Source organism: Chryseobacterium sp. UYP7, from assembly GCF_056279225.1.
This window is the reverse complement of sequence record NZ_JBWBQW010000004.1, coordinates 224,972-237,705: the sequence shown is the minus strand read 5'-3', so window position 1 is coordinate 237,705 and position 12,734 is coordinate 224,972. Positions and strand designations below refer to the sequence as shown.

The window sequence follows — 12,734 nt, the reverse complement described above, 5'->3', positions numbered from 1 at the left end:
AGTTATGAAACAGCTGCCTATGGACATCAAGATTTCTATCATTTTAGCCATTCTCCTGATGGTAATGATCGTCGTATTCCTCATATTTATTATTGTTTTGTATTATCGGCGACAAATGCTTTTCGATAAAGAAAAGAGATTGAAGGATATGGAATATCAAACCCAGCTTTTGCAGAAGGAGATCGACTTTCAAAAAAGAACGCGTAAAGAACAGGAACGTATTTCTCATGATCTGCACGATGATCTGGGAGCTGGACTTACTGCTTTAAAACTTCAAACCGAATTTCTAAAACGGAAAACGACCGATGAAACCATCGGACAAAATATCGAGGATCTGCTACAGACCTGCGACGAATTACATGTCTCGATGCGACAAATGCTCTGGAATTTGAAGGCAGGCAACGACAGTCTGGAAAATTTTACGCAGCGCATCATTAATTACACCAGAGGATTCTTTGCGAAAACGACCATCGAAGTACATATTACTAAAAATGAAATCGGCTTCCACGAAATTTTAGCAGATACGCGACGAAATATTTTCTTATGCATGAAGGAGGCGCTGAATAATATTTACAAACACAGCAATTCTAAAAGAGTAGAAGTGCACTTTAAAAAAGAAGGAAATATTTTTTCGATTGATATTATTGATGATGGAATCGGGATGACAAATACATCCAGGAATGGAAACGGACTCAAAAATATGCGATCCAGAATGGCAGCAGTATGTGGAGATTTTAGTTTTATTCCGACCGAAGAAGGATTACACATTAATTTACGAATTGATCTGGATGAAATTGAAAAGACGAAAGCAAATTAAGCACTTTATTTTCTCTGAGATGATTTTTGTTAGGGATAGAAAAAAAATCACACTGAGAGTAATTCCAATTTCAAAAAATATTCGTACACTTGTATTTCTGTTATCGCAACTATAATAGCGTTGATGTATCGAATTTGATTACATATTACTATTTTTGTAAAAAATGTTAAGCCGTAATCCGTAATTCATATGTTTAACCTATTTTTCAGTATTCTAATAGAAACTTTAATAAACACACAAATTTTGAAAGGAAAACAACAACAACAAAAAATTTACTGTATAAATGCGTACAAAATTATTTTTTCTTATTTGTTCCTTCCTGTTCTTCAGCTTTCCTCTAGCAGGACAGCAGATTTGTGCTGGTACAAAAATCACTGATGTTCTAGGAAACGAAGATCCTGTAATCGACTGTAGTTACCCTTTAAATGGTAAATGCCTTTTACTGAATGCCAGTATTCCCCAATTTAATAAAACAGATTCCTACGCGGTTTCTGCCGAAACCTTCACGCCTTATGGTGATTTTAATGCAGGAACGCCACTGGCTGCGGATGGTGACGATTCTTTTTTTGCGAAAGTCGATATGCCCTTTAATTTTTGCTACTTTGGCGGTAATTACAAATCGGTAATTGTTGGAACAAATGGCGTGATATCTTTCAATGTTCTGCAGTTAGGTAACGTAAATTATCCAAATGTTGATGATTTAAATCCTAGCGTGTCGCTTCCCAAAAGCAGCGTTTTCGGAGCTTATAGCGATCTGGTTTTTTCTAAAGACAATGATTCCGAAATTTATTACAGCATCGTAGGAACAGCACCGTGCCGAAAGTTGATCATTAATTTTTACAAGGGCCGAATTTTAGGATGCAATGAAACTTCTACCTCTCAGATCGTATTGTCTGAAGGTTCTAATACGATCGAAATCTTTGTGCAAAACAAACCACTGCCGTGTCCTGTCGCAAAATTTAAAAATTCACTTCTGGGTATTATAAATGAAGACCGCACTATTGGATATTCTCCAACCGGCAGAAATACGGGTATTTGGGAAGCGCAGAATGAAGCCTGGAAATTTACACCAAGCGGCGATCCTATCATCCCCCAAATTTCGTGGTTCAATTCCAGCAATCAAAATGTTGGTTATGGCGAAACAGTAAGCGTTTGTCCGGAAAAAAATGAGATCTATACCGTAAAAGTGAAATATCCGATGTGCGGAAATTTCGATTACACCTTAGAAGATACTTCGAGTGTCACTTTTGCGCCAGATTATCCCTTATCCAAAGATTTTACGGAAATTTTGTGCGGAAGTAACTCCTTCAATATTAATTTAGGTGATTATGTAGGCAACTTAACTCCGCAAGATCCAAATAACTTCTATTTTACTTTTCATAATTCCCTGGCCGAAGCGCAAAGTGGTATCGATCCACAATCAGAAACTTATGTTTTATCGGGTAATAAAAAGTTTTATGTACGCGTTCAGAATAAGTTAGATCCAACCTGTTACCGAACTTCCGTCTTAAATTTGAATACTATTTCGAAAAGTTTGCTAACTGATACAGTTGAAATTTGTGATTCTAATAATGATGGCGTTGAGAATAATTTCCAGCTCTCTTCCCTCAATTTTAAATTATTTAACGCGCCGATCAATGGCACAATCCATTATTTTTTATCAGCAGCCGACGCTGCAAATAATTTGAACGAAGTCACAACGACTAATATTACAGCAACTACGCAGTTGTATGTTAATTATCAAACCTCTAATTGTAATCAGGTTTTTGGTCCTGTAAGTGTGACTTTTTCACCAAGCCCTGTTGTAAATTCTCCGGTCACGTTTCAGTGGTCAACGTGTGATTATAAATATGATCTGGTCGAACTTTTTAATTATCATGATCTTTTAGGACCTTTGGTTACTTCTGAATCTAACGTAAATTTAAGTTTCTATCTTAGTTATCAGGCTGCTTTTTCCGCAACTGGAAGCATTACCGGCACCATTGTCGAAGGGACTTATCCTGTTTTTGTTCGCGTAGAATTTCCGGGTGGCTGTTTCAGTATTGCAACGGTTAATATGGAAATTATTTTTACAGAAGTAGTAGCAAAAGACAAATCGGTTCATATCTGTTTTGATGGGACGCAGGATATGCCGGTGAATTTGAGCACTTATTCCCTGGGTATGTTGCTGCAGTCGCCTGTTGGAATTACCATTTCCTATTTTGATTCAGAAGCTGATGCAGAAAATAATGTCAATCCAATTTCAAATCTCCAGACTGTTACAAAGGACGGAAATTTAGTAAAGAAAGCGTTTTATGTGAGATTTACTGATCCAACAGGTTGCTATGCTGTAAAAGAAATTGAGATCAATTTAGTGCATGTCGTTATCTTTGAAACCCAGTTCGATGTATGTGATTTTTTTAATGACGGTTCCGAAAATTACGAGCTCGCCAACTTGAGTGCACGGATCAAAGGAACACAAAATGCGACTGTAAAATATTTTGTGAGTCAAAGTGATGCAGATAGTAACACTAATTCATTAACGAGCTTTAATGTTCAGGCGAACACTAAACTTTTTGCCAGAATTGAGTCTTATGGCTGCTCTAATATTTTTGAAATTAACTTGACTTTAGTTCCAACGCCAGTTTTAAAAACAACCGTTTCGCCCGTTAGAGATTCTGCTTGTGATAATAATAATGATGGGCTGGAACCTTTTGATCTAACCACATTACAATCCGAAATTTACAGTGGTGCTAATGCGGTTACCTTTCAATATTATACTACGTACAACGCCGGAAATAATTCCCTGTCAGGTTTTATCCCAAATCCAACTTCTTTTGTCTCCCAGAAAACGAGTAAAGTTTATGCTAAAGTTACTTTTGTAAATGGCGGTTGTTATTCTGTAAGTACCATTAACATTACTTTAAACTTTTTACCGGCTATTATTTTGAAACCTGCAGTTTTGCAAAAATGTGATTATGATTTTAATTTAAATGAATCATTTAATCTTCCCGATGCTTATCCGCAATTGTTTTCGCAAGTTCAAAATTCAATTCCACTCGGAGATCTTAAAATCACTTATTACAAAACTGAAAGTGAAGCAAATGCTGGAAATCCTGCGACTGAGATCTCTTCTCCAGTTGTTACGTCGCGTTCCAGACTTATTGTATGGGTAAGATTTACCTCAAAAATTACGGCCTGTTATTCGATTGCACCCATCGAACTTCAGACTTATTTGCCTCCAAAAGCCCTGAACGCTGTTATCGCTGATATTTGCGATGAAAATTTAGATGGTTTTTATGATCTTAATTTAACGCTTTATACGCCAAGAATGGTGTTTACCCAAAGTGCAGATAATAAATTTATATTTTATAAAAGCAAGGCAGATGCAGACAGTAACACCAATGCGATTCTGGATCCAACAAAATTTACTTTCGATGCATCGGTAACCAGAATTTGGGTGCGGGTAGAAAATATTCCGGGGTGTTTTGATACGGCCTCTGTAGATTTCAGATTTGGACTAAAAGTAAAATTGGCAGATAGTGGACCTTTCACGGTTACAAATGCCTGTGATGTTGGAAACGATGGCAGCGAAAATATTGATCTTACTCAGTTTGAAAATATCATTTTTAACGGTCAGGTAAGCTTTGAGTATTATCCAACATTTCTTGATCTTAATAATGGCACCAACAAAATTGGGGCACCAACAACTTTCCTTTACAACGAAAATTCAGGACCGCAAAAGATCTTTGTAAAAATAATGGCTGCTGGTTTTTGTCCGGATAAGGTGGAGATCAATCTGACCTTAAAGAAAACGCCAATGTTTACTTTACCAGACTACAATTATTGTCAGGAAAGTTTTATTGATATTAAACCCGACTTCAGTAATCTTAATATTGTAACTTTCGAATGGTTGGATCCTACCGGAAAAGTGGTTTCTACCACCAATCAACTTTTAGGGGTAAAAATTTCGGGAGTGTATAAAATAAACGTGATCGCCGCAAACGGCTGTACATTCTCTACCACTTTTAAAGTTACCCCTTTTGAGGTTCCTGTGATCACGGATTTAGTAGCCAGTGGAAATACGATCACTGTGATCGCGACTGGTAGCCAGAAAATTCTTTATTCTAAAGATGGGATCAATTTCGGGGATAGTAATGTCTTTCCTAATTTGCCTTTCGGAGTTACTACTTTTTATGTCAAGTTTGAAGGATCAACCTGCGCTCCGGAAAAGAAAGAAGGTTTGATCTTAGATATTAAGAACGCGTTTTCCCCAAATGCCGACGGTTATAATGACAACTGGATCATTGATGATTTAAATGTTTTCAATGGTAAAATGGCCAATCTTAAAGTATTTGACCGGTTTCAAGTGATGGTTTTTGAACAGGACAGTTCAACGCGGTTTGTGTGGGATGGCACAAGATCGACCAGAGTTGTAAATACCGGATCGTACTGGTATCTGCTCACTTTACCGGATGGCAGAACTTACACTGGCTGGGTTTTATTAAAAAATAGAAATTAGATAGGTTAGATGTTGATAAAATGTTGGGAGTAATTTTCGAAAATTCTTAAAAAGTTTTTAAAATTGTTCCCAATTATTTTTGTCGTAACGATCCGGTTAGCTGAATCCTGATTTCTTTTTAAAGCATAGAAATCTGATCACCTGTCAACTCCAGATCTGATTCAAAATTATTTGTAAATAATCCGCCTGTTCCTAAACCTTGTGGCATCGTAGGATTTTTTGTAAACGTATATTGTGCAATAGCATTTAAACCGATATTACTTTCCAAAGCAGAAGTGATCCACCAACCGATACCTAATTCTTCGGCGATTTCGATCCATTCGTCACTACCGGAAAATCCGCCAATTAAAGAAGGTTTCAAAATAATATACTGAGGTTTTATATTTTCTAAAAGTTTCCGTTTTTCCTGCTGATCCAGGATTCCAATAAGCTCTTCATCTAAGGCAATTGGCGTGGGAGTGGTCGCGCAAAGTTTTGCCATGGCATAAACATTTTGACTTTCAGATTGCTGAAGAATGCCAGCTTTTATGGGTTGTTCGATGGAATGAATACCTAAGTCCGATAGTTCTTGTAACACCGTTTTTGCTTCTTGAAAGGTAAATCCACCGTTCGCATCAACGCGTAGCTCTAATTGATCTTTCGGAAATTGAGTTCGAAGTTTTTTTAAGATTTCTTTTTCGGAATTCCAGTCGACGCCAATTTTCAGTTTGATGCAGTCGAAACCCTGCTCCAGTTTTTCTGCAATTTGTTGCTGCATAAAATCTGCATTTCCCATCCAGATCAAACCATTTATTTTCAAGGAAGCGTTTCCTTTTGTAAATTCACTAGGGAAATAAAGGTTTCCACCGTATTTCAAGTTCAAAATAGCCTGTTCGTACCCAAACCAGATCGAAGGGAAATGTTTAAATTCCTCTCTCAGAAATGTGGAATCTGCGTTAATATTGTCACAAAGCCATTGTAATTTCTCTTCGTAATTCGGAACATCATCGTAACTCAAACCGCGGAAAAGTCCACATTCGCCAATGCCTTTTCTACCGTTTTCGGAGATGTTCAGGAAAAAAGTTTCCTTCGTAAGCAAAATGCCGCGCGATGTTCCGCTTGCCTGCTTAAAATTTAAGAGATATTGGTTGAAAGTTGCTTTTTTCATTGATTGAAATAATTGGATAAGTACATGAAAATTTACTTAAGATTAAATCTCATCTTCGGAAGAAATCGATCTTGGATAGATAATTTTTTATATTCGATGGTGGTGAAGCCAAATTTTTTATAAAAACCTTCGGCGTGTGGATCAGCTTCCAAAGTAATGCTTTTGATGTTCAGGTTTTTCGCTCGTTTTAATAAATTTTCGACAAGGCGTTTTCCAAAGCCTTTGCCGATAAAATCAGGGAGTATAAATAAATGATCTAATATAATTTGGTCTTCTCCGGCTTTGATAAAAGAATAAAAACCAATTGTTTCGGAATTTAAAATCAATTTAAAAACATGGTTTTGAGTAATATATTCTGCAGTTATGGTGAGGTCATCTTTCCATTTTTCTAATTGGTCCTGAGAATAACCCCAAAATGACTTACTCTCAAAAGTTATCTGAGTTAAGATAGAATGATCGATCGCCGTTGCTCTTTCAACTATTACTTGTTCCACAAAACTTAATTGGATTCAAATTTCTAATTTTAAAATAGCCCTGATCGCAACGGTATCCTTTTTGTTTTTCCGCAGAAAATAAAAAGACTCGCCTGTCGGCAGACAGGTAAAGTGGAGAGCGGGATTAAGCTCCTAAAAAACTGAAACTTATAAGTAAGTTGATCAAGGAAAAACTATTGATTATTTTCCATAAACTCTTCTGCTTTTTCTACCATTTTAATGCTTCCACAGAAAAAAGGAACGCGCTGATGAAGTTCGGTCGGTTCAATTTCTAAAATTCTTCTGAATCCATCAGTACATTTTCCGCCTGCCTGTTCAGCAATCATTGCCATTGGATTGCATTCATATAAAAGACGCAGTTTTCCGTTGGGTGACTGTGATGTTGAAGGATAAATATAGATTCCACCTTTGATCATATTCCGGTGAAAATCTGAAACTAAACTACCAATATATCGCGATGTATACGGTCGGTTATCTTCTTCTTCCTGACAAAATTTGATGTATTTTTTTACTCCTTGGGGGAATTTTGCATAATTTCCTTCATTAATAGAGTAGATCTGCCCTGTTTGCGGGAATTTCATGTCTGCATGTGAAAGATAATAAGTTCCCAGACTCGGGTCGAGTGTAAATCCGTTCACGCCGTTTCCTGTTGTATAAACGATCATTGTGGAGGAGCCGTAAACCACGTAACCTGCAGCTGCCTGATTGATTCCTTTTTGTAAAAAATCTTCGATACCAACGGCAGTTCCAGGCTCTGTAACCCGGCGGTAAATAGAGAAAATAGTTCCTACCGATACATTTACATCGATATTTGAAGAACCGTCTAAAGGATCGATCAACACCACATATTTGCTTAAATGTGCATTAGGACCCGTTTTTATTTCGATGTAATCATCATTTTCTTCAGAGGCGATCCCGCACACCACTTCGCGCTGCGACAAAGCTTCAATAAAAATATCATTTGCCAAGACATCTAATTTCTGCTGCTCTTCGCCCTGAATATTATCGTTACCGGCTTTCCCAATTATATTGGCGATCCCGGCTTTGTTTACTTCGCGGTTTACGACTTTTGAAGCGAGTCGGATCGCACTTAAAAGACTGGAAAGTTCACCTGTCGAATACAGAAAATCTTCTTGTTTATCAATAATAAATTCACCGAGCGTCTGAAAATTTTGTTCTGACATTTTTTTGCTTTTTGGGATTCTTACAAATTTCGGAAATTTCTTTGAATTTACCGGCTTTTCTTTTCAATAAAATCGCGCTTTAAAGCTTTTTTTAAAGTAAAGCAGTTTGTATCAGGCTGTTTTTAGAAATATACATCGATCTAATATTTTATTATTAATTGGACAAGTTTTTTTATTTCACCTTAAAATGATATTTTTGAAATTTAAAACTATTTCTTCCTGAACGGTTTTAAGGATATAAATTATTGAAAATTAAATATTTAGATGAAAGTTTTTAAGTTTGGTGGTGCTTCTGTAAAAGATGCCGAAAGTGTAAAAAATGTCTCTGTAGTTTTAGGATCGGAAGGTTTTGAAAATTGTTTGCTCGTAGTTTCTGCCATGGGAAAAACAACAAATGCTTTAGAAAAAGCCGTAGAAAATTACTTTAACAAAATAGATTACCAAACTGAAATAGAAAAAGTTAAGCTTAATCATTTAGAGATTTCGCATGGTCTGTTTCAGGATCATCATCCGGTTTTTGCAGAGATCTCGTTGTTTTTTAATGATATTGAATCTTTTTTGCGCCGTAACAAATCACCCAATTACAATTTTGTTTACGACCAGGTGGTGAGTTGTGGAGAAATGATCTCCTCCAAGATTGTAAGCGAATATTTAAATGATATTCAGTTTAAAAATCAGTGGCTGGATGCACGGGATCATATTAAAACCGACAGCAATTACCGCGAAGGAAACATTAACTGGGAAGAAACTCAAAGAAAAATTTCTGAGCTCGATCGCGATATCTGTTATGTGACGCAAGGATTTATTGGATCAGAAGCCAATAATTTCACGGTGACTTTGGGCAGAGAAGGTTCCGATTATTCCGCTGCAATTTTTGCCTACTGTTTAAATGCCGAAGCCATGACCATTTGGAAAGACGTTCCCGGCGTAATGACAGGTGATCCTCGAAAATTCGAAGATGTGAATCTTTTGTCTCACATTTCTTACGAAGAAGCGATTGAAATGGCTTATTATGGCGCTTCTATCATTCACCCGAAAACTTTACAGCCTTTAAAACAAAAAAATATTCCTTTTTATGTAAAATCTTTCCTTGATCCCAAAAATCCTGGAACCAAAGTGGGCGTTTCAGAGAAAAATGAGCAGCAGGAAACTTATATTTTAAAGGAGCATCAGCATTTACTGCATATTTCGACGCGGGATTTCTCCTTTATAGCCGAAGAACATTTAAGTCAGATCTTTGCGCTTTTAGCAAAAAATAAAATTACAATTTCTTTAATGCAGACATCTGCGATTTCCCTGGCGCTTTGCATTGAGGATAAATATGATGCGATCGATCATCTTAATCAGGAGTTACAAATCAACTTTAATACAGAAATGGTAAAAAGTGTTTCTCTCTTTACCGTAAGAAATGCTAAATTAGAGGACTTAAATAAATTTTACGCTAATAAAAATATACTATTAGAGCAAATTTCTAAAAAAACGATTCAAGTCGTAACTAACTAATAACCAATGAGTCTCATTACGAAGAGTGATTTAATTAATGCATCGGGTCTAAGCAGGATCGGATTTCTGAAGAATCCTGTGGCGTCCGCAATTATGCGTTTAACAAAAATTACAGAGGTCAATAAGCTTTACGACAGCCTGAAAGACAAAAGTGGCAAAGATTTTTTTGATGCTTTTGTGCGCGAAAGGAAATTAAAGTACATCGTCTTTTCCGAAGATCTGGCAAAAGTCCCAAAAACGGGACCTTTTATTTTGGTTTCTAACCATCCGCTGGGTGGAATTGATGGCATTCTGATGACCAAGATCCTAACAGAGATTCGTCCGGATTTTAAAATTATGGGTAATTTTCTTCTGGAAAAGATCGAGCCTATGAAACCTTTTGTGATTCCGGTAAACCCTTTTGAAGGGCGAAAAGAAGCGCGGAACAATGCTGTTGGAATGCGGGAAACATTAAAGCATTTGCAGAGTGGCGGGTGTGTGGGAATTTTTCCTGCCGGCGAAGTATCTAATAAAAATAATAAGTTCAGCGAAATTTTAGATAAATCCTGGGAGAAGCCAGCTCTAAAGCTGATTAAAATGGCAAAAGTTCCTGTGGTTCCGATGTATTTTCACGCGAAGAACAGTCGGGTTTTTTATCAGTTTTCTAAATTGCATCCCGACTTACAAACGCTGTTGCTTCCTGCAGAAATGATGCACAATAGAGAAAAACCTATTCGGATCCGCATCGGGAAACCGGTTTCTGTAAAAATTCTGGAAGATCACGATTCGATCGAAGAAATGGGCGAGTTTCTGCAGAAGAAAATATACATGCTGAAATCGTATTACGAAAAACGAAGAACGATTGCAGAACAGCTAAAACTCCCTAATTTAAAACTGAATTTCCCTTTAACCAAAGAGGAAAACGTGGTACAAAATATCATCGACGAAACACCACAAGAAGATGTGATCAAAGATATTGAAGCCCTTTACAAAAAAGACAAGATGCTTTTTCGGAACGGTGTTTACGAAGTTTTCTTCGCCACTTATTCCGAAATGCCTTCGATCATGCGCGAGATCGGGAGACAGCGCGAACTTACTTTTAGAAAAATTGGCGAAGGCAGCAACCTTCCTTTTGATTTAGATACATACGATGAACATTATCACCATCTTTTTCTGTGGGATAACAAAGCTCAAAAAATAGCGGGAGCCTATCGAATGGCTTTGGGAAGCGAGGTCATGAAGAAACATGGAATAGAAGGGTTTTATACGAGTTCGCTTTTCGAATTTGATCAGGAGTTACAACCCTTTTTCCGAAAAGTTATCGAGATGGGAAGAGCCTATATTTCGACAGAATATCAGCAGAAACCTTTGCCTCTTTTTCTTTTATGGCGCGGAATTGTTCATGTTTGCCTAAGAAATCCTGAACATAAATTTCTGATGGGCGGTGTGAGTATTTCCGATAAATTTTCTGAATTCTCCAAGTCTCTGATGATCGAATTTATGCGCTCAAATTATTATGATTCTGCCGTAGCGCAATATATTCATCCGAAAAAAGAATTCAAAGTTAAACTGAAAGACCGCGATAAACACTTGTTTTTCGATGAGGTTGAGGCGGATTTAAATAAACTCGATAAGATAATTGATGATCTGGAGCCTGAAATGCGATTGCCGGTTTTAATTAAAAAATACATCAAGCAGAATGCGAAAGTGGTTTCTTTTAATGTAGATCCAAGTTTTAATGATGCGATCGATGGATTAATGTACATTCGAATTAGTGAGCTTCCGGAAAGTACCATCAAGCCTGTTTTGGAGGAAATGAGCGAACAAATCCAAAAAGAAGAAAACAATCACGTTGATAATCAATAATATTGGGGTTTTTTCTTAAAAATCTTTCAGAATGATTTGTGAGATAAGAAGAAAGTTGCTATTTTTGCACCACTCAATTAACGAAAGGTCTCTTAGCTCAGTTGGTAGAGCAATGGATTGAAAATCCATGTGTCCCTGGTTCGATTCCTGGAGAGACCACTTTAATTTAATCACCTGCAATTTTGCAGGTGATTTTTTTGACTGCATTTTTCTGAGAAACTTTACAATTTCACTATTTTCTGCTGTTCCTAAATCATCAAGTTGGAAAGTGATGAAATTCAAAATGTTACCGATTCTACTATTTAACGGATCTGGCCCAAAAAATTTTCAAGAAAGCAATTATCAACCAAACATTTATCAATAGTATAAAGGATAACGATTTCAGGTCCAACTCGATAATATCTCTTTTTTACAACGAATGCCATTTAAATTAGACTACATTTGAGTATTAAGAATTGTATGTTTAATCCATCGTCTTTACTGGCTTCTTCGAAAACCTTTTTCTCCGAAATTGGAGATATTACATTGTTTGGTGCCCGATTTTTTCGGGAAGTGTTTATGCCGCCTTTTGAATTTAAAGAATTGATACGCCAATGTTATAATATTGGCAATCGGTCTTTGCTGTTGGTTTCGGTAACTGGATTTATTTTAGGATTGGTATTTACACTGCAATCCCGACCAACTTTGGAACAGTTTGGCGCAGAATCCTGGATTCCTTCTATGATCAGTATTTCGATCATCCGCGAGATTGGTCCTGTAATAATCGCGCTGATCTGTGCAGGAAGAATAGGTTCCGGAATCGGTGCAGAATTAGGTTCCATGCGAGTTACAGAGCAAATCGATGCTATGGAAGTTTCCGGCACCAACCCTTTTAAATATTTGGTCGTAACTCGAATTGCAGCGGCGACTTTAATGCTTCCTCTTTTAGTAATTATCGGAGATTCCATCGCGCTTTTCGGTTCTGCCATTGTTGAAAATTTAAAATCAGATGTTTCCTATACTTTATATTTCAGTAAGGTTTTTAAAGCAATTGCATTTGGCGATATTATTCCCGCCACCATTAAAACCTTTTTCTTCGGTTTTGCCATCGGTTTAATTGGATGTTTTAAAGGGTATAATTGTGCGAAAGGAACGGTCGGCGTTGGCGAAGCTTCTAATGCTGCGGTTGTTTACACCTCGATGTTGATTTTTATTATCGACTTTATCGCCGTATTTGTAACTGATATTATTTTTGATATTTAAG

At 36.8% G+C, this 12,734-nt stretch carries 8 protein-coding genes and 1 tRNA gene; 6 read left to right on the top strand and 3 right to left on the bottom strand.

What is annotated here, in order from left to right:
* Positions 1-4: 4 nt before the first annotated feature.
* Complete coding sequence (locus ACZ9HT_RS10480; RefSeq protein WP_476040434.1) at positions 5-817, top strand: sensor histidine kinase; 813 nt, start codon at positions 5-7, stop codon at positions 815-817.
* Positions 818-1,100: 283 nt separating this feature from the next.
* Positions 1,101-5,318 (top strand): T9SS type B sorting domain-containing protein, encoded by a 4,218-nt coding sequence (locus ACZ9HT_RS10475; protein WP_476040433.1) that lies wholly within the window; start codon positions 1,101-1,103, stop codon positions 5,316-5,318.
* Positions 5,319-5,436: 118 nt separating this feature from the next.
* Here the strand turns inward: ACZ9HT_RS10475 and ACZ9HT_RS10470 are convergent, their stop codons facing one another.
* The 3 genes from ACZ9HT_RS10470 to fbp all read right to left on the bottom strand — a co-directional run bounded on the left by ACZ9HT_RS10470 (position 5,437) and on the right by fbp (position 8,143).
* Positions 5,437-6,465, bottom strand: coding sequence for an o-succinylbenzoate synthase (locus tag ACZ9HT_RS10470; RefSeq protein WP_476040432.1), 1,029 nt, complete (start codon positions 6,463-6,465; stop codon positions 5,437-5,439).
* A gap of 32 nt (positions 6,466-6,497) precedes the next feature.
* Entirely contained in the window at positions 6,498-6,959 is a 462-nt protein-coding gene (locus tag ACZ9HT_RS10465; RefSeq protein WP_476040431.1) for a GNAT family N-acetyltransferase, read from the bottom strand.
* Positions 6,960-7,132: 173 nt separating this feature from the next.
* Positions 7,133-8,143 (bottom strand): class 1 fructose-bisphosphatase, encoded by a 1,011-nt coding sequence (gene fbp / locus ACZ9HT_RS10460; protein WP_476040430.1) that lies wholly within the window; start codon positions 8,141-8,143, stop codon positions 7,133-7,135.
* 264 nt (positions 8,144-8,407) lie between these two features.
* Here fbp and ACZ9HT_RS10455 point away from each other — a divergent pair, with 264 nt between their 5' ends.
* The 4 genes from ACZ9HT_RS10455 (at position 8,408) to ACZ9HT_RS10440 (ending at position 12,733) form a co-directional block, all read left to right on the top strand.
* Positions 8,408-9,646: an aspartate kinase gene (locus ACZ9HT_RS10455; protein ID WP_476040429.1), complete on the top strand. Its 1,239-nt coding sequence runs from the start codon at positions 8,408-8,410 to the stop codon at positions 9,644-9,646.
* Positions 9,647-9,652: 6 nt separating this feature from the next.
* Positions 9,653-11,491, top strand: coding sequence for a lysophospholipid acyltransferase family protein (locus ACZ9HT_RS10450; protein WP_476040428.1), 1,839 nt, complete (start codon positions 9,653-9,655; stop codon positions 11,489-11,491).
* Positions 11,492-11,577: 86 nt separating this feature from the next.
* Positions 11,578-11,650: transfer RNA gene (locus tag ACZ9HT_RS10445), tRNA-Phe, on the top strand.
* Positions 11,651-11,950: 300 nt separating this feature from the next.
* Positions 11,951-12,733: an MlaE family ABC transporter permease gene (locus ACZ9HT_RS10440; RefSeq protein WP_476040518.1), complete on the top strand. Its 783-nt coding sequence runs from the start codon at positions 11,951-11,953 to the stop codon at positions 12,731-12,733.
* Position 12,734: the final 1 nt, after the last annotated feature.